Annotated in this window: 17 protein-coding genes and 1 pseudogene; 7 read left to right on the top strand and 11 right to left on the bottom strand. The window is 68.2% G+C overall.

All coding sequences use genetic code 11. The features are described 5' to 3' along the window. Positions 1–24 precede the first annotated feature (24 nt). Together G7043_RS44445 and G7043_RS44440 are read left to right on the top strand one after the other, a co-directional pair. Positions 25–1,671, top strand: a pseudogene (locus G7043_RS44445) (glycoside hydrolase family 15 protein); the annotation flags it as partial. 59 nt (positions 1,672–1,730) lie between these two features. After that, positions 1,731–2,027: a YiaA/YiaB family inner membrane protein gene (locus G7043_RS44440; RefSeq protein ID WP_166055188.1), complete on the top strand. Its 297-nt coding sequence runs from the start codon at positions 1,731–1,733 to the stop codon at positions 2,025–2,027. Between the two features lie 18 nt (positions 2,028–2,045). On the opposite strand, the gene G7043_RS44435 is transcribed toward G7043_RS44440, so the two are convergent. Then, positions 2,046–3,260: a sensor histidine kinase gene (locus G7043_RS44435; RefSeq protein WP_166055187.1), complete on the bottom strand. Its 1,215-nt coding sequence runs from the start codon at positions 3,258–3,260 to the stop codon at positions 2,046–2,048. Beyond that, on the bottom strand, positions 3,257–3,946 hold the full coding sequence (locus G7043_RS44430; protein ID WP_166055186.1) for a response regulator transcription factor: 690 nt from the start codon (positions 3,944–3,946) through the stop codon (positions 3,257–3,259). Before G7043_RS44430 ends, G7043_RS44435 begins: the two co-directional genes overlap by 4 nt. A 133-nt stretch (positions 3,947–4,079) precedes the next feature. On the opposite strand from G7043_RS44430, the gene G7043_RS44425 reads away from it, so the two are divergent. The 5 genes from G7043_RS44425 to G7043_RS44405 are packed head-to-tail and all read left to right on the top strand — an operon-like array spanning position 4,080 to position 9,938. Next, positions 4,080–5,273 (top strand): ABC transporter ATP-binding protein, encoded by a 1,194-nt coding sequence (locus G7043_RS44425; RefSeq protein WP_166055185.1) that lies wholly within the window; start codon positions 4,080–4,082, stop codon positions 5,271–5,273. Positions 5,274–5,282: 9 nt separating this feature from the next. Next, positions 5,283–6,572, top strand: coding sequence for an ABC transporter substrate-binding protein (locus G7043_RS44420; RefSeq protein ID WP_166055183.1), 1,290 nt, complete (start codon positions 5,283–5,285; stop codon positions 6,570–6,572). Beyond that, positions 6,569–7,879: an ABC transporter permease subunit gene (locus G7043_RS44415; protein ID WP_166055181.1), complete on the top strand. Its 1,311-nt coding sequence runs from the start codon at positions 6,569–6,571 to the stop codon at positions 7,877–7,879. The genes G7043_RS44420 and G7043_RS44415 overlap by 4 nt, the downstream gene beginning before the upstream one ends. Further along, positions 7,876–8,781 (top strand): carbohydrate ABC transporter permease, encoded by a 906-nt coding sequence (locus G7043_RS44410; protein ID WP_166055179.1) that lies wholly within the window; start codon positions 7,876–7,878, stop codon positions 8,779–8,781. The genes G7043_RS44415 and G7043_RS44410 overlap by 4 nt, the downstream gene beginning before the upstream one ends. Beyond that, on the top strand, positions 8,778–9,938 hold the full coding sequence (locus G7043_RS44405; RefSeq protein ID WP_166055177.1) for an ABC transporter ATP-binding protein: 1,161 nt from the start codon (positions 8,778–8,780) through the stop codon (positions 9,936–9,938). Before G7043_RS44410 ends, G7043_RS44405 begins: the two co-directional genes overlap by 4 nt. Before the next feature lie 84 nt (positions 9,939–10,022). Here the strand turns inward: G7043_RS44405 and G7043_RS44400 are convergent, their stop codons facing one another. The 9 genes from G7043_RS44400 to G7043_RS44360 all read right to left on the bottom strand — a co-directional run bounded on the left by G7043_RS44400 (position 10,023) and on the right by G7043_RS44360 (position 24,492). Beyond that, the gene (locus tag G7043_RS44400; protein ID WP_313888399.1) at positions 10,023–12,347 is read right to left on the bottom strand and encodes an ATP-binding protein; all 2,325 of its coding nucleotides are present in this window, start codon (positions 12,345–12,347) and stop codon (positions 10,023–10,025) included. 93 nt (positions 12,348–12,440) lie between these two features. Next, positions 12,441–13,913 carry a radical SAM/SPASM domain-containing protein gene (locus G7043_RS44395; RefSeq protein ID WP_166055175.1) on the bottom strand — a complete coding sequence of 491 codons (1,473 nt, stop codon included), beginning with the start codon at positions 13,911–13,913 and terminating at the stop codon, positions 12,441–12,443. Between the two features lie 24 nt (positions 13,914–13,937). Then, positions 13,938–16,808 (bottom strand): ATP-binding protein, encoded by a 2,871-nt coding sequence (locus G7043_RS44390; protein ID WP_166055173.1) that lies wholly within the window; start codon positions 16,806–16,808, stop codon positions 13,938–13,940. Continuing rightward, entirely contained in the window at positions 16,805–18,622 is a 1,818-nt protein-coding gene (locus G7043_RS44385) for a toll/interleukin-1 receptor domain-containing protein (RefSeq protein WP_166055171.1), read from the bottom strand. The genes G7043_RS44390 and G7043_RS44385 overlap by 4 nt, the downstream gene beginning before the upstream one ends. Positions 18,623–19,157: 535 nt before the next feature. Continuing rightward, a complete protein-coding gene (locus tag G7043_RS44380) occupies positions 19,158–19,805 on the bottom strand; it encodes a DUF6338 family protein (protein WP_166055169.1) in 648 nt (215 codons plus the stop codon). Beyond that, positions 19,802–20,275: a hypothetical protein gene (locus tag G7043_RS44375; RefSeq protein ID WP_166055167.1), complete on the bottom strand. Its 474-nt coding sequence runs from the start codon at positions 20,273–20,275 to the stop codon at positions 19,802–19,804. The genes G7043_RS44380 and G7043_RS44375 overlap by 4 nt, the downstream gene beginning before the upstream one ends. Then, entirely contained in the window at positions 20,275–21,228 is a 954-nt protein-coding gene (locus G7043_RS44370) for a caspase family protein (RefSeq protein ID WP_166055165.1), read from the bottom strand. The genes G7043_RS44375 and G7043_RS44370 overlap by 1 nt, the downstream gene beginning before the upstream one ends. A gap of 1 nt (position 21,229) precedes the next feature. Next, the gene (locus G7043_RS44365; RefSeq protein WP_166055163.1) at positions 21,230–21,610 is read right to left on the bottom strand and encodes a TIR domain-containing protein; all 381 of its coding nucleotides are present in this window, start codon (positions 21,608–21,610) and stop codon (positions 21,230–21,232) included. Positions 21,611–21,666: 56 nt separating this feature from the next. Further along, positions 21,667–24,492 (bottom strand): YncE family protein, encoded by a 2,826-nt coding sequence (locus G7043_RS44360; RefSeq protein ID WP_166055161.1) that lies wholly within the window; start codon positions 24,490–24,492, stop codon positions 21,667–21,669. Between the last annotated feature and the right edge of the window lie 232 nt (positions 24,493–24,724).

Here is a 24,724-nt window from a genome sequence, read left to right as displayed (position 1 = left end):
ACCCAGTTGCCGTTGGTGCGCACGGCCGTACCGATCGAACGGCACAGCCTGCTCTCCGACCGCCGGGCCCTGGCGCTGGTCACGCCGGATGCCGACGTGACGTGGTTGTGCCACCCCGCGCCGGACTCACCCGCATTGTTCGCCAAACTGCTCGGCGGCGAAGGACATTTCTCGATCAGGCCCCAAAAGGACCAACTGCCGCTCGGCCAACGGTATGCATCCGGCACCATGACCGTGCAGACCCGCTGGACGAGCTTGCGAGTCACCGACGATCTCGCCGGAAGCTTGACACGCGTCGTCGAGGGCAGGGCGCCCGCGGTCGTGGAGTTCGCGCCACGGCCCGACTTCGGCCAGGTTCCCGTGCGGCTCGAACGCACTGCCGACGGTCTGCGCGTGGCGGGCACGTCGATCGAGCTGTGTTCCCCCGGCGTGGACTGGCAGATCGCCGATGGCACGGCCACCGCTGTGATCATCCCACCGCTCGTGCTCGAACTGCGCTGGGACGCCGAACCGTCCACAGAGGACTGGATCGGCTGGTCGGACGCGCTGCGGCTGCCCGCGACCCGGCGCGAGCTGGTGCGAAGATCCGCTCTCACGCTGCGCGCCCTGTGCCATCGCGACACCGGCGCCGTGCTCGCCGCAGCCACGACCTCGCTGCCCGAACAGATCGGCGGCATCCGCAACTGGGACTACCGCTACTGCTGGCTGCGCGACGCCGCCCTCACCGTGCAGGCGTTGGTGTCACTGGGTTCTCTGTGCGAGGCGGAGGCTTTCCTCGGCTGGCTGCACCGCGTGCTGGCCACGGCCCCCGGCCCGGAACACCTGAACCCGCTCTACACGGTCCACGGCACCGCGCTCGGCCCGGAACAGGTGATCTCCACCCTGCCCGGTTACGCGGGCTCCGGGCCTGTCCGCGTCGGCAACCTCGCCGACCAGCAGGTCCAGCTCGACGTCTTCGGCCCGATCACCGACCTCGTGCACGACCTGGCGCTGGCCCGCGGCACCCTGGCCGACCGCGACTGGGACGTGGTGACCGCGATGGTCCAGGCCGTGACGCGCCGCTGGTCGTGGGCGGACCACGGCATCTGGGAGGAACGGCACGTGCCGCGCCACCGCGTCTACTCCCGCGTGATGTGCTGGCAGACCCTCGACCGCGCCATCGCGCTGGCTCGCGCGTTCGGCCGTCCGCTCGACCCCGACTGGCCGGTGCTGCGCGACACCATCGCCCAGGACGTGCTCGACCACGGCTGGAACCCGGACGTCGGTGCCTTCACCACCGCTTACGACGGCACGGATCTGGATGCCGCCTCGCTGCACGTCGGCCTGTCCGGGCTGCTGGATCCGGCCGACGAACGGTTCCGCTCCACGGTCGTCGCGATCGAGGAGGTCCTGCGCAGCGGCCCGACCGTGTACCGGTACCTGCGCGACGACGGCCTGCCCGGCGACGAGGGCGGCTTCCACCTGTGCACGACGTGGTTGATCGAGGCTTATCTGAAGGCCGGCCGCCGAGCCGACGCCGAGGAGTTGTTCGAGAGCTTCGCCGCGCTGTGCGGGCCGACGGGGTTGCTGCCGGAGGAGTACGACCCGGTCGCGGAACAGTCGCTGGGCAACCACCCGCAGGCCTACTCCCACCTCGGACTCGTCCGGTGCGCCCGGCTGCTCGACCTGTGACCAGGACATGAGTAGCCGTACTCATGACAGCCCGGCGGTGACCCAGGACTCTCAGGATCATGACTTCCACCACGCCCTCGCACACCCCGACGACCGCTGCCTTCTACCTGCAGGCGGTCCTCTCGTTCGGGCTCTCGCTGATCGCCGTCAGCCTCGGAGTCGTGTTCCTGCCCGTCGACGGATGGGTGCGCGCGTTCCTGGGGATCGCGATGCTCTACTCGATCACCTCGGCGTTCACGCTGGCCAAGGTGATCAGGGACCGGCAGGAGGACACCTCCATCAGCAGCCGGGTGGACAGAGCCCGGCTGGACAAGCTGCTCAGCGAGCACGACCCGTTCAAGGTCGACGCGGTCTGATCCAGGAGTGACCGCGATTCAGGGATGACCGCGCCACAGTCGCCACGCCCGCGGGCTCGCCGGCGCGTGGTGGCTGTTGGCCTCCCCGAACCGCAACCGCACCCTCGCTCCGCCCAGCCGGCCGCGTTCCAGGTGGATCGTCCCGCCGGTGGCAACCGCGGCGGCCCTGGCGATGTCCAGGCCGAGTCCGGTGGATCCGCCTCCGCTGATGCCCCGGTGCAGCGCCGAGGACGGATCGGCGACCCCCGTTCCGCCGTCCTCGACCACCAGCGTCACCCAGCCCGCGTGCCGCACCACCGACACCCCGACCGGCGCGGCCGGGGGAGTGTGCCGGAAGACGTTCTCCAGCAACGCGTCCACCACGGCCGCCAGGGCGTCGGGTGACAACGGCACCCAGGCCGGCTCACCGACGTCGATCTCGCACACCCGTCCCTGGTCGTCCGCGTGCGCCGACCAGAACTTCATCCGCGCCTCGACCACCGATGCCACGTCGCACGTGCTCGCCGCCTCGCTCTCGACCGGTTGCAGCGCCTGGATGATCCGGTCGACGTCGTGCCCCAGCGTGCTGACCGCGCTGCGGATCCGATCGGCGACGGGCCCGGAGCCCACCGCGTCGGCGTCCAGTCGCAGGGCGGCCAGCGGGGTGCGCAACCGGTGCGAGACGTCCGCGATCATCTCGCGTTCCTTCGCGACCAGCTGCGAGGTCCGCGTCGAGGCCTCGTTGATCGACTCGGCGAGCGCCTCCAGTTCCCGGGGCCCGGTCAACCGGACCCGCCGCCCGGAAGACGAGGCCAGCACTCGCAAAGCGGTGATCACCGGCGTGAAAGGCCGATGCCCCAGGAAAATCCCGCCGGCCAGCACCAGACCGGCGACACCGACGACCACCAGCGCCGTCCCGAACGGAAACGGCACAGCGGCAGGCACCACCGAAACCACCGCTCCGCCAACGGACACCATCGCGGAACCGCCGCCGGCGCCGAGCCGGGTGCCGTCCGCGAGCACCACGGACAGTCGTCCCTCGGCCCCGGCGGACGTGCGCGCGATCGTTCCCCGGACGGCGTCGGGGTCCGCGGAAACCGCGAGCACCGCACCTACCACCGCCGCATCGCGCTGATCAGCCGCCGCGGCAGCCGAAACGGCCTGTCCGCGCAGCAGAAACCCAGCCGTGGCCAGGAAAACCACCGTCACCAGTCCTGCCGCCAGCAGCAGCGCACGGGTGATGACCGACCTCATTCGGGCGCCGCCAGCTTGAACCCCACGCCCCGCACGGTGTGCAGGTAACGGGGATGCGCCGCCGTCTCACCGAGTTTGCGCCGCAACCAGGACGCGTGCACGTCGATCGTCTTGTCGTCACCGACGTACGGGTGCCCCCACACGGCCTGGATGATCTCCCGCCGGGAGATCACGCGTCCCGGTCGTGCCGCCAGGTAGGCCAGCAGGTCGAACTCCCGCCTGCTCAACGAGAGCGCGCAGTCACCGAGCGTCGCGATCCGCTGACCGAGATCGACCGACAACTCGCCCAGCACCATGACGTCCGATGTGGAAACTCCGGCAGAACCACCCGTTCGCCGTAGCAGGGCGTTGATGCGCGCCGCCAGGTGTTCGGACGAGAACGGCTTCACGATGTAGTCGTCGGCCCCGGCGTTCAACGTGCTCACGACCGAGTTCTCGGCCCCGCGGGCGGTGGCCACGATGACCGGCACGTTGCTCACCCCGCGCAGCATCCGCAGGGCCGCGACACCGTCCAGATCAGGCAGTCCGAGGTCGAGAATCACCAGGTCGAGCTCGTTCGTGCCCGCTTCCCGCAACGCCGCGACGGCGGTGCCGACGGCCTGCACGACGTGCCCGAGGTCGGTCAGCGCGTGCACGAGCGCCGCCTGGACCACCGGGTCGTCCTCGACCACCAGCACCTTCGACATACACGCAGCGTAAGCAGCGAACCCGCCGATTGGGAGAGGTCGTTCGAGCTTATCGAGATCGTGTTTCGTCCTTAAATCTCCCTTAGGGCGCGCGGGCCTACGGTCTGCAATCACACCGAACCAGGGAGTTGGCGTGGCAGAAGTCGTTCTGGCGGGTCTGGGCAAGGCCTACGGTGACGGCACCCGTGCGGTCACCGACCTCAACCTGGAGATCCGCGACGGTGAGTTCCTGGTGCTCGTCGGCCCGTCGGGTTGCGGCAAGACGACGGCGCTGCGGATGATCGCCGGGCTGGAGCAGATCACCGAGGGCACCATCCGCATCGGCGAGCAGGTCGTCAACGACGTGCCGTCGCGTGACCGCGACGTGGCGATGGTGTTCCAGTCGTACGCGCTCTACCCGCACCTGAACGTGTACGACAACATCGCTTTCGGGCTCACGTTGCGCAAGCTCGCCAAGACCGAGATCGACCACCGGGTCCGCGAGGTGGCCGAGGTGCTCGAACTGACCGAGCATCTCGACCGCAAGCCCCGCAACCTCTCGGGCGGGCAACGGCAGCGCGTCGCGATGGGCCGGGCGATCGTGCGGGCACCCCAGGCGTTCCTGATGGACGAGCCGCTGTCCAATCTGGACGCCAAGCTGCGGGTGCAGATGCGGGCGCAGATCGCCCGGATCCAGCGCGAGATCGGCGTGACGACCGTGTACGTCACGCACGACCAGACCGAGGCCATGACTTTGGGCGATCGCGTCGCCGTCATGCGACGCGGCGTGCTGCAACAGGTCGGGCCGCCGCAGGAGCTCTACGACCGGCCGGTGAACCTGTTCGTCGCCGGTTTCATCGGCTCGCCGGGCATGAACCTCGTGTCCGCGCGGCTCGACGAGAACGACGGCCGCTTCTGGGTCTCGCTCAACTCCGACGCCCTGCTGCTGCCGGAATCCGTGTTGCGGCAACGGCCTGCGCTGCGGGAGTACGTCGGCCGCGACGTCGTGGTCGGCATCCGGCCGGAGGACATGGAGGACACCGCGCTCGCCGACGCCCGCGAGGGCGAGATCCTTCACTCCGTCGCGGACCTGGTGGAGGCCATGGGGTCGGACGTCCTCGTGCACTTCCCTGTCGACGTCCCGCCCGTCGTCACCGACGACACCCGTGAGCTGGCGCGTGACGCCGGCACCGACGACCTGCCCAAGACCTCCGGCAAGGGCACCGTCCTGGTCGGGCGGTTCAGTCCCCGCACCCGCATCTACGAAGGACAACCCGTCGCCGCCTGGGTGGACACCTCCCGGCTGCACTTCTTCGACCCGGCCACCGGGTCTTCCATTTGGAAATGAGGGGCTTCAATGAGGAAGCAGTGGATCGCGTTGCTCGCGCTCGCCACCTCGGGACTTGCCGCGTGCACGGGAGGTGCCGGGGGGACTTCCGCCACGGAGAACCTCACGGGCCAGACCGTCGAGGTCGTCGGTCCGTGGACCGGTGACGAGCAGAAGAACTTCGAGAAGGTGTTGCAGGAGTTCAAGACCAGGACGGGCGCAGAGGTGAAGTACACGCCCGCCGGCGACGAGCTTCCGACCGTGCTGCAGACGAGAATCTCCGGCGGCACACCGCCGAACGTGGCGTTGATCGCCCAACCCGGCCTGGTCGCCCAGTTCGCCAAGGCGGGCGCGGTGAAGCCGGTGAACGCCGACGTCGAGAAGGCCGTCACCGACCACAACGCGGCGGTGTGGAAGCAGTTCGCGAGCGTCGACGGCAAGCTCTACGGCTTCACCTTCAAGACCGCCAACAAGTCGGCGTTCTGGTACAGCGAGAAGGCTTTCCAGCAGGTCGGCGCGACGCCGCCGGCGACGTGGGACGACCTGATCAAGACCAGCAAGGCGATCTCCGAGACCGGTCTGGCCGCGGTGTCGGTCGGCGGTGCGGACGGCTGGACGCTCACGGACTGGTTCGAGAACGTCTACCTGCGCACCGCGGGGCCGGAGAACTACGACAAGCTCGCGAAGCACGAGATCCCGTGGACCGATCCGACGGTCCGCAAGGCGTTGGAGGAACTGGCGAAGCTGTGGGGTGACCCGACGCTGATCGCCGGTGGCGCGCTGCAGACCGAGTTCCCGAAGTCCGTGATCAACGTCTTCGGTGAGCAGTCGAGTGCCGCGATGGTCTTCGAGGCGGACTTCGTGGCGAGCGTGATCACCACGAACACCAAGGCGAAGGTCGGTCAGGACGCGAAGTTCTTCCCGTTCCCGTCGGTCGCGGGCAGCAAGGACGCGGTCGTCGCCGGCGGTGACATGGCCGTGCAGTTCAAGGACGACAAGGCGACCACCGAGCTGATGAAGTTCCTCGCCTCGCCGGACTCCGGCAAGATCTGGGCGGAGCTCGGCGGCTTCCTCTCGCCCAACAAGGACATCCCGGAGTCGTCCTACCCCGACGACGTGACCCAGGACCTCGCCAAGCGGATCGTCGACGCGGGCGACAACGTCCGGTTCGACATGTCCGACCTCGCTCCGGCCGCGTTCGGCGGCACGAAGGGCGCGGGGGAGTGGAAGGACCTGCAGGACTTCCTGGCCGACCCGAAGAACGTCGACCCGATCATGCAGCGCCTGGAAGCCAATGCGGCCAAGGCGTACGGCAAATGACACCCAAAAAATGGGGGCTCAGCACGAGCGTGGACGCCGCGCCGGGGCGCTCGCCCCGGCAGGCGATCCCGTTCCTGCTGCCCGCGCTGCTCGTCCTCGCGGCGCTCGTGCTGTACCCGTTGGTGTTCTCGCTGATCCGAAGCTTCTTCGACGCCACTGGTGACGAGTTCGTCGGCGTGCGCAACTACGTCGACACCTTCACCGACCCGCGGACGCTGACCGCGTTCCGCAACAACGTGATCTGGGTGGTGGTCGCCCCCGCGGCCGTCACCGGGCTCGGCCTGATCTTCGCCGTGCTCACCGAGCGCATCAGGTGGGCGACGGCGTTCCGGCTGGTGCTGTTCATGCCGATGGCGATCTCGCTGTTCGCCTCGGGCATCATCTTCCGGCTCGTCTACGAGGAGGCGCCGAACCAGGGCGTGGTGAACGCGGTCCTGGTCGGCGTGCACGACATGTTCAGCCCTTCCTCGCAGTATCCCGGCGCGCGGCCGCGTGAGGGTTACACCGCGACGGAAGCGGGTTTCGCCGCGAACAAGCCGGTGCGGGCGGGCGACACGGTCATGTTGCCGCTCATCGGGTTCAACCCCCAGCAGGTGCCCGCGCAGGCACTTCCGGCGTCCACCCCTCAGGCGGGTGACGGGGAACTGCGCGGCCTGGTGTGGCTGGACGTGTCGGCCGGCGGCGACGCGGGCAAGGTCGACGTGATCGAGCGCGGGCTGCCCGGCATCGCGGTGGAGGCCGTGCGGGACGGGCAGGTCGTGGCGCGCACGACCACGGGTGACGACGGCAGGTTCACGTTCCCCGACCTGGCTGTGGGCGAGGTCACCGTGCGTCTGCCGCGGTCGAACTTCGAGCTGCCGTTCCGCGGCCAGACCTGGCTCGGTCCGGGGCTGATCACCCCGGTGATCATCTCATCGTGGATCTGGATCATGACGGGGTTCGCGATCACGTTCATCGCGGCGGGACTCTCGGCGATCCCGCGGGACGCGCTGGAGGCCGCGCGGGTGGACGGCGCGACGGAGTGGCAGGTGTTCCGCCGCGTCACGATCCCGTTGCTGTCCCCGGTGCTGCTGGTGGTGTTCGTGACGCTGGTGATCAACGTGTTGAAGATCTTCGAGCTGGTGTTCGTCATCGCACCGGGTTCGGTGCAGTCCGAGGCCAACGTGCTGGCGTTGCAGATGTGGCAGGTCTCGTTCGGCACGGGCGGTGACCAGGGCGCGGGTAGTGCTTTGGCCGTCATCCTGTTCCTGCTGGTCGCCCCGGCGATGCTGTTCAACATCCGCAGATTCCGACGGGAGCGGTCATGACCCTGGTGGCCGAAGAGGTCCGCATCGACGTGCCGGTGTCCGGCGCACCTCGCCGGGGCGTGGTGTCCCGCGTGTTCGGCCGGCTCGGCAACGGTTTCGTGCAGGTGCTGCTCGCGCTGGTCGCGGTGTTCTGGCTGGTTCCGGTGTTCGGTCTGCTGATCGCGTCGTTGCGCGACGAGTCGGCCAACACCGCGAGCGGCTGGTGGACCGTGTTCACCAAACCGGCCGAGCTGACGCTGGCCAACTACGCCGAGCTGGTCGCGAACCACGCGGTGTGGCAGTCGTTCCTCAACACCTTCTACATCGCCGTGCCCGCGACGATCCTGGTCGTGGTGATGGCGTCGCTGGCGTCCTACGCGCTGTCGTGGATCGAGTTCCCCGGCCGCGAGACCCTGACGGTGGTCGTGGTCGGGTTGCTGGTGATGCCGATCCAGGTCGCGTTGATCCCGGTGGCGAAGCTGTTCGGCGCGTTCGGCCTGTTCGGCACGATCACCGGCGTGGTGCTGTTCCACGTCGCGTTCGGCCTGCCGTTCGCCATCTTCCTGCTGCGCAACTTCTTCGCCGGCATCCCGCGCGACCTGATCGAGGCCGCCCGGATGGACGGCGCGACGGAGTGGGTGATCTTCAAGCGGGTCGTGCTGCCGGTGGCCAAGCCGGCGATCGCGTCGCTGACGATCTTCCAGTTCCTCTGGGTGTGGAACGACATGCTGGTGGCGCTGGTGTTCGCGGACCAGGACTCGGCGCCGATCACCGTGGCGCTGCGGGCCCAGTTGCGTCAGTTCGGCACCAACATCGACCTGCTCGCGACCGGCGCGTTCCTGTCGATGATCGTGCCGCTGGCGGTGTTCCTCCTGTTCCAGAAGTACTTCGTGCAGGGCGTGCTGGCAGGGTCGACGAAATGACCGCCGTCGCACTGCGGGACGTGAGCCTGGTCTACCCGGGCGGCACGGTCGCGGTGAAGGACGTCAGCCTCTCCGTGGCGGACGGGGAGTTCGTGGTGTTGCTGGGCCCGTCCGGCTGCGGCAAGTCGAGCATCCTGCGGATGGTCGCGGGCCTGCAACGCCCGTCCTCCGGCCACGTCGTGCTGGGCGGCGTGGAGGCGGACGACGTGCCGGCCCGCTCCCGCGGTGTGTCGATGGTGTTCCAGGACTTCGCGCTGTACCCGCACCTGACGGTGGCGGACAACATCGGCTTTCCGCTGGACGTCGGCGGGTGTGCGCGCGACGAGCGGGCGGAACGGATCGCGGAGGTGGCGTCGGCGTTCGACATCGGCGACCTGCTGTCGCGCCGCCCCGCCGAACTCTCCGGCGGCCAACGCCAGCGCGCGGCCATGGCACGGGCGATCGTGCGCGGCCCGCGCGTGCTGCTGATGGACGAACCACTGTCCAATCTGGACGCGGTGCTGCGCTCCGGTCTGCGCGCGGAGATCGTGAGCCTGGCACGCTCGTTGGGGCTGACCGTGCTGTACGTGACGCACGACCAGATCGAGGCGCAGACGATGGCCGACCGGATCGCGGTGCTGCGCGACGGCGTCCTGGAGGACGAGGGCCAGCCCGACGAGGTCTACCGGCACCCCGCGACCATGCACGTGGCGGCGTTCCTCGGCAGTCCTCGCATGAGCCTGCTCAAGGCGTACGTGCAGGTCGTCGTCGACAGCCACGTGGCCCTGCACATCGGCGGTCAGTCCGTCGACCTGCCGTGGCCGGACATGCGCGCCCGTGCGGTCGCCCACTACGACGGCGAGGACATCGCCGTGGGTGCCCGAACCGAGGCGCTGCGCCCGGCCGCCGCCGGTGCGTCCGGCCCGGTGCTGACCGGCCAGGTGCGGCACCTGGAACACCACGGCCACGAAACGCTGGTGTCGGTCGACGTCGGTGCGTCCGGTGTCGAGGCGTGCGGGCTGCACGAGCTGAGGACCGGCGAACTCGTGTTGCGCGTGCGTCCGGACGTGCGGCCCGTGCACGGCGAACACGTCGGCGTGCACCTGTGTCTGGAGCAGCTGCACTTCTTCGACCTGGCCAACGGCCGCCGCATCGGCCCGCGAGGCCGCCGCCGCTGAACTTACTGTCGGTAAGGACACGCGGGGAGCTTTCGTTCACTTGGAGCGCACGCGGGGGCCCCGCGTGCACGTGGGCAAGCGGGGTTAGTTGAGTGCTGTGGACAGGCGGGCAGCGATTGTGCGCACCGCTGGGGTGTCGTAGCGGCCGCATTCCGCCAGCGCGCGGACTCGCAGCGCGCGGGCTTGGCCCGGTTCGCCGGCGGCGTCCGCGAGATCCGCCAGCCGCGCCATGATCTCCACCCGGTGGTCGGACAGCCGGGCCTCGTCCAACGCCGCCAGCAACTGCGAGCGGGCCTCGCCGAGCCGTCCTGCGTCCAGCAGTACCAGACCGCGGTGGTGTCGCACCCGCGCAACACCGGCGGTCGTGCCGTGCCGGAGGAACAACGACTCCGCCTCGTCGAGCAGGTCCAGCGACGACGGCACCTCGCCCGCGGCGGCCAAGGTGCTGGCCAGCCGGATGAGCATCATCGACAGCAGTTCCTCGTCGCCGCCGGCTTTGCGGTGCTGGAGCACGCCGCGTTGCTGCACCTCGACGGCCTCGTCGATGGAGCCCGCGGTGTGCAGCATGAGACCGAGCAGCGACAGCGCCAGGTTCTCGCCGATCAGGTAGCCCGCCTGCTCGAACAGCGCGACGGACTGACGGCTCAGCGACACGGCTTCGTCGAGCTGTCCCAGGCGGCGCCTGATCGCGGAGCCGTAGTACCAGGTCCACGCCTCCGTCAGGATGTCGTCGGCAGGAACGGCCGCTGCTTCCTCGTGCACGACCAGTGCTTCGTGTGGTTGCCCGCACAGCGCGTAGAGCGCCCACGAGAGATAGTTCAGCTGCTCCGCGGTGTCCCGTGCGTTCCCCAACGCCCGCGCCGCCAAGGCACCCGCGCTGAACACCTCACGCCACAGCTCGCCGACACCGTGCAGGTCCGAATACCAGTGCATCGCCTGAGCCAGCGCGAGAACGCGTGAGTGTTCGCCGGCGGCGACGGCGGACCTCAGAGCGCCGCGCCAGTTCTCCTGCTCCAGGGCGAGCCAACGTCCGGCGGACTCCTTGCAGTGCGCCGGGTTGTCCTGGTCGAACGCGCGGGCCGCCTGCGTTGCCGTCGCGAGCAGCCAGTGCCGCAGCCGTGTGCTCACCTCCCGCACGTCGGCGGGGTCCTCGTCGACCTCCAGCCGTTCGCCGGCGAACACCCGCAGCAGGTCGTGGAGTGTGTACCGGCCGGGGGTCTCGCTGATGCCGACCAGGCTCGCGTCGGCGAGCTCCTCCAACGCCTCCTCGCCGGACTCGGTGAGCATCGCGGCCAGGTCCGCGCTCGTGTCCGGGCTCGGCACCAGCGCCAGCCGACGGAACAGCGTCGCGGCGCCGGGGCTCAGCTGGTGGTAGGAGATCTCGAACGCCGCCCGCACCTGCAGGTCACCGGCCCGCAGCACGGACAACCGGCGCCGCTCGTCCTCCAGCTGGTCGGCGAGGTGCGTGATCGTCCACTGTGGTCTGCTGGCCAGCCGGTTGCCCGCGATCAGCAATGCCAGGGGCATGCCACCGCACAGCCCGGCGACCCGCGCGGCCGCGTCCGGCTCGGCGGCCAGGCGGCGGGGACCGGCGACGACGCGCAACAACTCGACGGAACGGTCCAGCGGCAGCAGGCCCAACGCCAGCCGGTGCCGGGCGTCCAGGCCGCTCAACGTCCGGCGGCTGGTCACGAGCACCAGCGTGCCGGGGCTGGAGGCGAGCAGCGGTCGCACCTGTGCCTCGTTGGCGGCGTTGTCCAGCACGAGCAGGACCGCGCGTTCGCGCAGCAACGAGTGGTACAGCGACAACCGGTCGTCCGGGTCGTTCGGAATCGCGCGTTCGTCCACTCCGAACGACCGCAACAGCCGTTGAGCGGCCCGTTCCGGCGGCACCGGCGTGCTCTCCGTGCCACGCAGGTCGAGGAACACGCAGCCGTCGGCGAACCGCGCGCCGAGGCGGTGACCGGCGTCGATGGCGAGCGCGGTCTTGCCCGCACCGGGCGCGCCGTGCAGCACCGCGATCTGCAGCCGCGACGACGCCTCGGCGTCGCACGCGAACCCGTCGAGCAACTTCCGCTCGGCACCCCGGCCGGTGAGTTCGACGAGGACGGGCGGCAGGGTGAACGACGCCACCGCGGCCGCCACGGCCTCCGGGACCTCAGGCCTTTCCTCCGCCGCGCGGAGGCGGCTGGCACGAGCCAGCGCGGTGAACTCCGCCGCCTCCTCGCCCTCCAGCCCGAGCCCGCCGACGAGCAGCTGCACGGTCCGGGACTGCGGTGTGAGAGTGCGGCCGCGCTCCATGTCGCTGATCGCGCGCATGCTCAGACCTGTGCGTTCCGCCAGTTCTTCCTGCGTCAGCGGAATGCGCGAACGGTAGAAGCGCAGAAAGTCCCCGAACGTGGTGCTCACAGTTCGATAGTCGCACTGTGAACGGCGTTGTTGCAGGCTGGAACACTTCTGCCGGTGGTTCTGCCGGTTGTTCAGAAAGGTGAACGAACCGGGTCAGGCTTCCGCGAACCGGAGGACCCGCAGGCCCTCCAACCGGAGCGCGGCCGGGTAGATCGCCTTGTAGATGCCGCAGTTGGGCGACCGCACGTCGAACCGGCCCGTCGCGCGGAACGTCGCCACCGAGCATCCGCCCGAACACCAGTTGCGCCACGTGCAGTCGCGGCAGCCTTCCTTCTCCTCGGCGAGCAGGTTGCGGATGCCGGGCCGGCGCACCGCGGTGATCGGGTCGTCCACGCCGACGTGGCCGACGGGGGAGTCGAGTTCCATGTGGCACTGGGAGATCTGCCCGCGCTGGTCGATCACCACGTAGTCGTCGCCCACCCCGCACGCCTTGCGGCGCGGCTCGACCAGCTGACCGCGGTCGAGCACGGACCCCAGCACGCTCCACGGCGGCATGGCCTCCTCGATCACCGCGAACGCGTCCGCCACGCCGTCGACCATGGCCTGTTGCTCGTAGCGCAGCCCGGAGGCGTCGCCGGTGCAGGCGTTGTCGCGGAAGAAGTTGAAGCTGAACGTCAGGTCCCTGGCCAGCGCGAACCGGACGACCGAGGCGATGTCCGCGGTGTTGCCGGACGTAATGGTGATCGACAGGTGCGGCGGCAGGCCCCGCTCGATCAGCTGGTCGATCGTGCGCATCACCAGGTGCGCGGACGGCTTGCCGCCCAGCGTCGGGCGCTGGGCGTCGTGCGTCTCGCCGAGGCTGTCCAGCGAGATCATCACCCTGATCGACCGCTGCCGCAGGTCGCGCGTGAAGCGAGGGGAGAGCGCGACGCCGTTGCTCAGCACGACCGCGCTCAGATCGAGCCCGTGCTCGGCGCACCGGGCCACCGCGTGGTCGTGCAGCTCCAGCAGCACGGCCGCGTTCAGGCTGGCCTCGCCACCCGCGTACTTCAGCCGAAGCGCGCGGAAGCCGTGCCGCAAGGCGGAATCGACCAGGGCGTCCACACTGGACTTCGCGAGCGCCGTGTCCATCTCGTCGGACGACTTGTGCACGTAGCAGTAGGTGCAACGCAGGTTGCAGGCGTTCGTCACGTGCAGCCACGCCGTGAGCTCGCGCGACTCGGCGAACGAGGCGACAGCCGGCGAGCCCGGTTCGTGCACGAGATCCTGCTCGGCCAGCCGGCGCACCACCTGGGTGACGGCCTCCTGGTCGTGCCCGGCGAGGTCGCGCGGCGCGACGGGGGAGCGGAACTGCCGGAAGACGTCCAGGCCGCGTTCGTTCACCACCACGACGCCGCCGTTGCCCTGCGGGGCGAACAGCACCCAGTGCCCCGAGTCCAACGGCATCTCCAGCACGTCCCGCGACCGCACGAGCGGACGTCCGGAGTGGACTGTCCTGTCCGGACGCGCCGAGCGCGCGCCGCTGGTGGGGCAGGCGCAGTCCTCGCAACTGCGCACGACCAGCTCGTGCCCGTGCGGCACGTCGTAGCTGGACAACGCGAACGCCCGGACGCCGGTCGAACTCATGGTGCACTGCCTCCTGCGGCGGGATCAGTAGAGCTGTTCGAGGCGGGCGAGCAGGGAGGTGAACTGCTTCTGCTCGTTCTCCGCCGTCCACATCCGGCGCAGAACCGTATACCACTCGATCTTCATGTCCTCGGGGAGCTGATCGTAGACCTGCTGGAACCGCTTGAACTCCGTGGAGATGGCCGCCGCGCCGTGCGATCCCACCCGCCGGTCCGCGAGCAGGGTGAAGCCGTCGCCGTAGTGCAGGACGGCCCGCCGCAGTCCGTCCTCGTTCCCCGCCGCCAGCGAGTCCTGCGCGTTCAGGTGCCCGCGCATGAGCTCCCAGCGTCCTTTGAGGTCGAAGAAGTCGTACTGGGTGATCGCATCGCGCACGTCACCGGTGAGCCGGTCGAGGTCGTCGCGGTACTCCTGCCGGCCCGTCGCGCACCACGCCCGGTAGGCGAGCTCGACGTACTCGATGATGTTCGCCGACAGGAACCATCCGTCCGCGATCCGCTTGGCCGCCACGATGGACTGCTGCAGGTAGTCGAGCCCTCTGTCCACATCGGTCATGCCGAAGATCCGGCCCGCCCGGTTCAGCGCAGACGGGTAGCCGCGGATCGCCCGGTCGCGGCAGATCTCGAGCGCGCGTTCGATCAGCGACTGCGCCCGCTCCAGCGCGTCGCCGGCGAGCGGGACGCCGGCCTGCTCCGCCTGCAACAGGCAGATCGCCTGCTCCTGGAAGATCTGCCCGAGCCACGCCCAGCTGCCGTGCGCCTGGAAGATCGCCTCGGCCTCGCGGTAGTCGTTCCACGCCTCCAGGAAGTTCCGCTCGTAGCGGTGCACCTCGCCGCACACGCTGAGGGAGATACCGACCTGGATCCGGTTGCCGAGCCGCCTCCGCACCTGTACGGCGCTCTCGATCAGGTTGCGCGCCTCCACGTACGAGCCGCGCAACGCCTTGAGGTACGCCCAGTTCGTCTGGATCGACGCCATCTCCTCGCGGGCGTCGTCGGTGCTGCCGGGTCCGAGCACGCTCGCCAGCGTGTCCCTGGCCTGGCGGTAGGCGTTGTCCGCCTCCTCCCACTGACCGATGTTGCGGTAGTAGAAGCCGAGCTCCTTGTTCGCCTGCGCCACGCGCCTGGCCTGCGCGGGCAACGGCAGCTGCTGCGCCTGCCGCCCCGACTCCTGGAAGAACGTCTTCGCGTCGGCGATGCGGGAGGGGATGCGCATGCACGCGTTGCCGCGCTCGTTCGCCAGCCGGTACCGCATCTCCGGTCCCGCGTCTCCCAGCGGCACGTCCTGCAGCAGCGCCATCGCGGCCGCGGGCTGTTCGTTGTGGGTGAGGAACGACGCGATGATCAGCGTGATCTCCAGGTACCGCACCGGCGCGTCGTCGATCAGCCAGCGCTGGAACCTGCGCACGGCGACGCCGAGCACGTCGTCCAGCGGCGCGGTGAACCGGGCGTGCGGCAGGAACCGTTCGAGCTCGTGGCAGATCAGCTCCTCGAACAGCAGGTCGTTGTCCTGCTTGGCTTCCTCGTGCAACTCGATGAACCGGGCGGTACCGTCCTCAGAGGACAGCAGCAGCAGGTAGTGCAGTTCGGCGGTGCGGATCTGGTCCAGCTCGCGCTTGTCGGCGGGCAGGCGCACCAGCTCGCGCAACGCCTCGTCGCCGGTGCTCGGCATGGTGTTCATGCGTTCGGGCAACGACTCCAGCTCGCGCTCCTGCTCCGAGCTCTTCTCGCGGTACAACGCCGAGTACGCGGACACGGCGTTCCTCCACAGCGTCTTCCGCCACGTCTCGTCCCTGTCCTCCAACGGAATCAGCCGCTGTGCGAGCTCCTCCGCGAGCGCGTCGTGCAGCGTCACGTAACGCTGGTTCGCGCGCGGCCGTACCCACGGCCGGGCCAGCAACAGCTCCCACGCCTCGTCCCACGACTCGGCGTCCGCGGGCAGCCCTCGGTCGTTCATCAGCTGCTGCCAGATCGTCTGGTTCACGCTGTGCCGCACCACGGCGAGTCGTTTGATCGCCTCCGCCCAGAACCCGGTGTCGCGGAATGGGGTGATCAGCTGCCGCCGGAACAGGTCACGCCGCTTGTCGGTGATCTCGCCGTCCTCGGTCATCTCCCGCGGCGGGTCCTGGTGCACGAGATAGGCGACGGCGAGCGCGAGCCAGAGCGGATGCCCCTCGGTCAGCTCGGCCAGCCGGTCGCGTTCGGCCGCGGTGAGCGAGCCCCGCAACGGTCCCGCGTCGAAGTAGGCCGCGATCTCGGCAGCGCTGAACCCGCCCAGCGCCACGACCCTCGTCTCCAACGGCCGGTGCACGCCGCCGAGTTGTTCCCGCAGCGGATCCTCGCCCCGCACCGGCCTTCCCGACACCACGAACGCCGTGGAGGGCAACTCCTTCATCCACTGCGTGAGCTTCACCAGGAACGACGACATGCCGCGCACCGCCTCGACGGTGTCCAGCGTGATCACCACCGTGGTACCGCTGGCCGCGACGAACGCGCGGTAGCACTCCACGAACTGCTCGTTGAGCCGTTCCAGGTGCCCCTTGATCGTCTCCAGGCCGATCCGCTGCCGCGTGACGTCCTCGAACGACGCCGCTTGGTGGAAGTACTTCTCGAAGAACTCGTGCTCCGGGTCCAGCCTCACCGCGATGTCGTGCTCGAGGTTGGTCAGCAGCCAGTACTCCGAGTCGTCGACGTCGATCGGCGGCATCCACACCGCGCCGTCGTGCCCGCGGTCCGCGAGCTCGCGCACGAGCCTCGTCTTGCCGACCCCGCCCGGCCCGTACAGCAGCACCGCCCGGCTGGTGCCGTCCGCGCGCACCTCGTCGACGACGCCCAGGACCGCGCGTTCCTCCTCGCGCCCGATGTAGAAGTGGTCGTTCTCGGTGCCGCGCCAAGTCATGTGCCCTCCGAGACCGCCGTGTCGATGGCCGACAGCACTTCCTGGAACAGGCCGGTGTGGTCGTACAGCGCGAGCTGGAACTCGTGGTCCTCGATGAGCAGCTCGTGCACGCACTCCACGAACTCACGCCGGTCGTAGAGCCCGGAGCTGAGAAACGCCTTCGCGTACTGGCCGGCGGCCTCCGGCAAAGCTTGGCGCAGCTCGGAAGGTTGCTGCAACAGCTGCCGGCACAGCTCGTGCCACAGACACTCCTTCATCATCGTGACCTGCTCGCTGCCGGCCTCGTTGACGGTCCACCGCTGGTAACACCACTTCGCTTCCTCGTGCGCGGTGACCCGTTCGTCGTCGGAGCGGTAGTAGTAGCGGTAGAGCACGCGCCGGATCGGCGGGTTGATCACCCGCCACAGGCCGGAGCGGGGCTCCAGCAACGAGTTCGAGTTGAGTGCGGCCCACAGGTCGCGCAACTTCCAGCCCGCCGCGCCGACCGCGTCGCGCAGCGCCTGGTCGTCGTCGTAGTGGAACTTCAGGTGCGACTGGGTGACCAAGCGGTAGGGGACCAGCACCTTGAGCGCGAGCTCGACGGCCTTCTTGGCGAGCACGTTGCCGTCGCCGGACGGGAACAGCACGTCGCGGGTCAGCAGCTCGGTCTTCACGTACTTCGCGGTGACGGCGTCGAAGGTCGCGGGTTTGCGCAGTCCCCGTTCGATGCCGATCAGGTTCGCGTCCTGCGCCCAGCGCAGCCAGGCCAGCAGCAGGGCCGGCAGACCGTCACTCTCCTGTTGCAGCAACAACGCCGACTTCCGGACCAGGCTGTCCTCGGCGTCGGGACTGCCGTCGCGCACCGCGTCCTCGATGACCTCGAGCTTGAACTCCGACAGGACCAGCGTCCGGAAGCGGTGCTGCCGGTACCGCCCGAGCCCACGCCACGTGTCCGGCCGCCGCGTGCCGATGATCATGCTGAACCGCTTGCGCACCCGACGTTCCACGAGGTGCGCGTACACGTCGGTCAACGCACTCCGCACCTCGGCCGCCGTGTGGCGGTCCAGCCGTTCGGCGCTGTCGAGGAGGTAGAGCTGGTTGTCGCCCCGCTTGCTGACCTCGCGCGCGATGTCCTCGATCTCGTCCTCGGTCAGCGTGTCGTCCTCGGGCACCACGTTCACGCCCATCAGCTCCACCACGACCTTGGCGGGCGCGCCCCACAGCTCGGGCCACCGCGCGAGGTCGAGCAGCCGGGTCCCACCCCACTTCTTCGCCGTCAGCCCCCGCTCCACCTCCCGCAGGAACCACGACTTGCCCATCTTCGGTGGCGCCGCGACCACCCACAGGTCCTGCCCGCTCGACAGGCTCAGCGCGTTGAGCAGGTTGGTCAGCTCCTGCTCGCGGTTGCGGAACCTCCCGCCCTCCTCTGCCGCCGCCGCCTGCACCCCGAAGGTCGCGAGCAGCCCGGCCAGCCGCGTCTCGCTGAGCGTCCGCAGGTCCTGCCGCGCGTGGTTGCCGACGAACGGGTCCACCGGCTCGTCGAACTCGCCGACGTCGCACACCGTGATCACCGGCCGATTGGTCTTCGTGTCGGTCGCCATCCGGTCGGCGGTGTAGAACTCCTTCATGCACCAGTCGGACTGCTGGTAGTGGCGGGAGAACAGGGCCACGAACCGGTCCGCCCTGCCGAGCTCGGTCGCCAGCGTCTGGTTGAACACGCCCAGGTTGGTCTTCTCGTACCAGAACACGTCGAAGCCGTGCTGCTCCAGCAGTGCCGCGACCCTCCTGGCCGCGCTGCCGTCCTCTTCGGCGTAGCTGAGGAAGACCCTGGTCACCTGCACCTCGTTCCCGCGATCGTCCGTGGCCCGACCGCCGGCAGATGCCCCCGTCGAGGTCGCTGCCCGCGATATCGACCCCGTGCCGAATTTCGCTACGGCACCCTTGACGATTGTTTGACCTGGTTGACGGGAATTCGGCATTTTTCACCCGTTCGGCCTTGCCGGACTCGCAGGTCGCGGACCTTACCGGTACGCAGGCGAGTACGTGAACCGGCGCAAAGCGGTTCACCGGGCGCTGTTCCTGGTCGGCACGAATATGCCCACGGCGCTCATTCGGTAATCGAATGGGCGCAGAACGGCCTCGCCACACTCGTGCCGGGCAGGGACGTCGTTACGTTCCGGAAGAGGCGCTCCCGGTGTCCGGTTCCTTCGGCGTCTGACCGCCTTGCGCAGGCCCTGCCGGCGCGGACGGAAGAGAGAACGGCTTCTCGGGCGCGGCGTACCCTCCGCGCTTGTTGGACTCGTTGGCCGGTGTCGCGGGCTGGCGAGGTGTGCGGTCCGAAGGGTCAGGAGTGCGTTGCTTCCTGGTCATCTAGTACTCCTGGATGTCGATGTATTCGATCTCTGGCCATCTGACCAGCAGTCCACGTTCACCGGCGACGGGAACAGGGACCCCGTCGGCGAGTGCGAGCTCACCGGAGACGGGGTCGACCTGCAGTCCCAACGCCAGGTAGAGGTCCCCCTCTTCTGGATGGCCCGAGGCGTATGAGCGACGGCCGTCCGCAGTGGTGCCGTAATAGCCCGCGAGCCACGTCCCTGACTTGAGCCTGATCCGGACCAATGCTTGCTCCGCGTGTCGCCAGAAGTAGTCCCACGCCCGCGGCTCGGGTGACTCGCCGACGATCAGGACCGCCCACCTCTTGTGGTGCTTGTGCCCCCAGCCGAGCACGGTGCCCGCGACCGTGGGAACGATCACGTATGCCAGTGCCAGCAGTTCGAGCACCCACCAAGAGACCGTGCCCTCCACCAACCGTTTTCCCACGACGAAGTTCCGGTAGAGCAGGAACTCGGGTCCGGAGAGCGCGGCGTGCAGCAGCGCGGATGAAACGAGGAAACGAACCAGCCGATCCGAGAAGGTGATGCCGTAGCTGCCGGCGACGCGTTCGAACGCGAAGGTGTACGACGCTCCTGGCAACAAGGCCAGCAGCGCGACAACGAGTCCCTGCAGAGTGGTGATCATTGCCGTCGCACACCCTGTGGCCAGACGACCAGAACCTCGCGCCCGACCTCGCGGGCTTTCGCCACGACATCAGCGGTGCCTCCCAGCCCGCGGGCGGGTTCACCGTCCCACACGGCCACGAGCAGGTCGCAATGGTCGACGATGAATCGGCCCGCGCTGTAGTAGGCGGTCTCGCCCGCGTGCTCGAAGTCGAGCCGTGTCACCTGCGCGGACGCGATGAGTAGACGGCGGTAGTTGTCCTGTGCCGCGCCGGTGAGCGTGTGTTCGTAGTCCGCCGCAGGGATCACCGCGTGCAAGGCACAACCTGCACCGAGCACTACCTGCGCGAACAGTTGGTCCGCACCTGCTGCCAGACTGGACATGCCGACCGCTGGCTCGGTCTGGCGGTCGAAAAGAACACGGATGTCGCGTTCCGCGTGAGCCCGCGCCGCAGTGGGCAGATGCTGGTGTCCGCTGACGCCGATGATCATTACAACAAATCCTGCTCTGCCAACGACCAGTAGTGCTTGCCGAGCGGAGTGAGGCGGCAGCTCCCGCGGTTGATCGCCGCGAAGTACATGTGTTCGTGTGCCACCGGCTCGACGAGCTTGTTCGCACGGCAAGCTTGCAGCTTGGCGAAGACAGCCTCGTTCACGGGATGTGGTGGAAGTTGCGTCTTCTCCTTGTCGGGCTCATAGGTCGGATCGAGCGGAAACTCGTAGTCCGCACTGGGGAACCAGTTGGTCAGCTCCCGCAACGTGTCCACTGGAATCGACGGCTTGCACCTCCGCACGGCGTGCAGGCGGTCCACATTGGTCTTGAACGTCGGACGCGGGCCCCAATCGTCGAAGCACTCCCAGAGATAGGAGTACAGACCTGCCACGGTGACCTGGCCGAGCACGTCGGCTGCTCCACCGTCCAGAGCGCCCTCGAGATAAGACGAGAACACGCCGCGATCGTCGACCTCGGCGGACAACTGGTCTCCGCGACTCGCAGTGAGGATCGAGACGCCTGAGCGCACGACTGCCGAGTCCTTGCTGAGGCCGGGCACGGTTCCCGCCGTGCCGGAGAAGCAGCAGTCGAGGATCACTACCACCTCTTTGACGTCTGAGTTTCCGATCAGCGCGAGGACTTCGCTGAACCGAACCCCGAGATCGTCCGACGTGCTGTCGCTGGTCATCAGAGCGAGATCGTTCGTCTCTTGTGCACCGTGGCCGGCGAAGTACAGAAGCGCGAAGTCGGCGCCGGCGGCGAGCAGGTCCTTCAGTTCGGTGCGCAGTTCTGACCGGGTGACTGTTTCGGTCAGCGAGTGGCATCTCAGATTTCTGGAGCGGTCCTCGTTGAAGGCGAGCAGTGGCTCGATCGCACGCGCGTCGTTCGCACAACCGCTCAGGTTCCTGTGGTGGTCGTAGTGGTCCACACCTACCAGCAATGCGCGTTTCATGTCAGAGCCCATCGATGAATTCAGCCACGGCGTTCCACGTCCACGTGCGACAGGGTGCGAGACCCATCTGCGGCGGCTTGGTCCGGTAGGAGTCCTCCAACCAGATGCCCATCAGTGGCTTGCGCTCCTCCACTGCACAAGCGATCTCCCACAGTTGCCCGGTCGCACGTGGCGTGTGCGAGCTGATGAGTGCGACAACGCCCGTCGAGCGGCGGATGCGAGTTCGCACTCGCTCCTTCCAGAGAGATTCGTACGGCTCCTTCACCGACATGTCGACGAACTCGAACGGCGTGCGTGCGCTGACTCGCTGGCCCGTGAAAAGATTACGCGCGGTCTCGTCTTCTTTCGCGAAGGCGATGAAGATCGTTTGCTTGTCGTTCAAGGTGATGCACCTCTGCGATCTTGTTCGTGGAACGGCTGTGGCCTGTCGTGCAGGGATCACGGCTCTTCCGGGATGCGGGTGAGTACGCCTGGAGTTCCCAGCGCGATGTAGTAGGCCGAGTCCGAGAACATCGCCTCGGTCAGTTGACGTGGAACGTCCACAACGGACTCTTGATCGAGCTTCCCGGCATCCAGCAGGAACAGCTTTGGGGTCTCGTCGTACGTGCCGACCATCACGTGACGTGCCCCGATCGTCATGATGCCGTTGAACCTGCCGATCTCGGCGCGAGCGTGGACCTGACCGTCCACAAGGGAGAGTTTGACGAGAGCGGAGTTCTCGATGCTGCTGACGAACAGCGTGTCGCCCACCACTTGGAGGTGATCGGGAATCACGGGCAATGTCATTTTCCGGCCGGGGGTGCCGGCGTGCGGGTCGACCCAGGTCAGCGTGTTGTCCGCGGTGCTGGCCACCAGGAGCTGGCCCTGGTGGGAAGCCAGTGCGAGAGGGCCGCCAGGCAGCTTGGTCGTGGTCATGTTCGCTCCGGTCCCGACGTCGAACGCGCGAACCTCCTCGGTGCGCGGGGTCACCACAGCGACCCGATCGTTCACGACCTGGATCCCGAAGGCGATGGACGGCAGGGAAACGCGCCAGATCTCGTCGTACCCGGCGCCGTTGCCGCGCAATGCGATGAGCGTGTACGGCCGGAACGTGGAGACGAAGACCATGTTGTCGGTCGCGGTCAACAGTTGGGGGATCTCGGTCATCGTGTGCACCGGTGTGGTGCCTGTCTGATCAAGCGAAACGAGCTGCTTGGTCGTTCGATCGGCCCCGATGAACTTCCCCGCGCCCACGACGGCGGTCGAGCTGAGCGGTGTCTGGGACAGTGCCGTTCCGGGCATCGGCGGGAGAGGCGGAGCGGCTGGACCGACTGCCACCAGAGCGCTGGAGAGGAACGAGAGCGAGATGCTCGCGAGCCAGGGCCAGGTCTGCCATCTTCGGCTCCACCTCGCGGCGCGTGCCTCACGACGGGTGGGCGACACCCGCAACAGTGAATCGACTGACCTGGGCACGGCCGCTGCGGCCGGCGACGGATCAGCCAGCCACACCTGAGCAGCGGGCTGGACCGCCTCGGCCGCGTGTTCGAGCGCGAGCAGCAACGCCGTGTCGTCCCGGCCGTCCGCCACGTGCAGGCGTGGCGTGCCGTCCACGTCGAACCCGAGAACGAGGGTGAACTCGTGTCGCAGGTCGAAGGGCGGGAACACCTGCTCGTCCATGCCCAAGGCGCTTGCGAGGACGGTCAAGCGCGCACGCGCCTCCTTCAGCGGAACCGGCGGAATCACGAAGATCGCACGCTGCAGCGCTCCTGCCTGCCGCACTGCTGAGATCTCCCATTTCAGCGACGGAGTGCGCCCGACGAGGAACACCACGAAACGGCAGGAGTGGATCTTGTCCTTCACCGCCTGCTGCCAGTCGGCGCCGTGATAGGTGCGGGCCGCGCCCAACGGTGGCAGCTTCGTTCCTGGTTCGCCGAGCGCAACCACCGGCCCTTGGCGCCACAAGCACCAGGCGACGAGCTCTTCCACTCGTTCCCGCCGGCGCAGCGCCAGTCGTTCGAGCAGGTTGTGCCGGCCCGTTCGTCGTGTTCTGATCTTGAGGTTGTCGTCGAGGAACGATCGGAGCAGGAGGATTTCCTGTCGCCCGTCCGCTGCGAGTCTCCTCTGTGCGTTGCGGGAGGCGAAGCGTCGTGCGAGCCGATGAGGGATGTCTGCGAGGGCAAGCAGCATCAGGCCGATGACGAAGAAGATCTGCGTGGCCTTGGTGAGACCTTCCTGGGAGAGTTCGGCGGGAGCGGCCAGAGGTGCCACCGCCGTCAACAGGATCGCTTGGAGGCCGGTGCCCGCGAGCGCGATGCCGGTCGCACTGGTCGCCACGACGACCAGTGAGGCCCGGAAGCCCTGCACAGCCGCGAACCCGCGGCGAGCGGTGAACACCTGAACAAGCGACACGACCGCACCAAGCGCGGCGAAGAGAAGAAACTGCCTCACGGTCGTGAGTTGGTACGTGGCGGTGAACAGCGCGAGGAAGATCGCGCCGCGGATGACGGCACCCCGTGTGTGGTTTCGTGCGCGCGTCCGGGCCTCGTCGGAGACATCGTCGAACCGAGCCGGGCCGCGCCACGGCTGTAGCTGCCTCCGCAACACGAACCGGAGGATGCGTTCGCGGGTGCTGCGGTCGTTGACGCAGACTGCCAGCCAGATCCCCAGTTGGAGCAACAACAGCGTGAGCACGGTGCCGACGTACAGGCGGATCTGCACTGTCCTGAGCGACACGGCCTTCTGATCGGAGAGATCTGGAGAGTCGGCGAGTTTCGCGTACTGCTGGTTCGCAATGCCTTGGATCGTCGAAACAGCGGTGTCGGCGGGCGAACTCGTCATGAGCGAAATCTTCGCCTTGACCCGACCACGTCCGAAGATGACGGTGTGATTGGTCCTCTCGTCGTCGGTGCGTTCCTGGGTGAAGGTGTTCAAGCGTGCGTCGAAGCCGGGACGCGCCTCACCGCGGTGTGCACCGGAGAACTCGGCGTTCGTGGTCTCGATCAGCCACATGTCGAGGTCGGACGACCCGTCCATCGAGGCGTAACCACGCAGGTGCGCGGTGATCAGGCTGCCCTGCCTGATGGTGTCGAAGTAGACGCCGTTTCCCTGGATGACCTCTGCCGCGGGAACCTCGTGGTTGGTGAGCGGGTAGTAGCCCCGCAATTCCTTCAAGCCCAGCATCTGTTCGGTGAGCCACCGATCGCCGCTCTCCGGTTTGGTGGCGGTAGCACCTGGGGTGATGAGCAGGAAGGCGCACGAAATCGTGATCAGGACGATCGCGATCATTCGTCGTGGCGGGATGCGTAGACATTCCACTTCGCGCCTCCGGCCGGGTGTCGCGACGCGTTCACGCCGTCTGTGTGCACCGGGAATCGATCGGCGGAGCTCAAGGTGTTATCCGGTCCTGCTCCTTTCACCCGAAAGGAGCAGGAGGACAGATTCCTGAGATCATGGAATTTCGGCGGTTCAGCTCTGTCGCTCGAAGAACACGGCGCTGACCGCGACCAGTTCGGTCAGC

It is taken from the genome of Lentzea alba, from assembly GCF_011067745.1.
Classification (GTDB): Bacteria; Actinomycetota; Actinomycetes; order Mycobacteriales; family Pseudonocardiaceae; genus Lentzea; species Lentzea alba.
The sequence above is the reverse complement of the archived record's forward strand: the minus strand, read 5'-3'. Positions and strand labels throughout refer to the sequence as shown.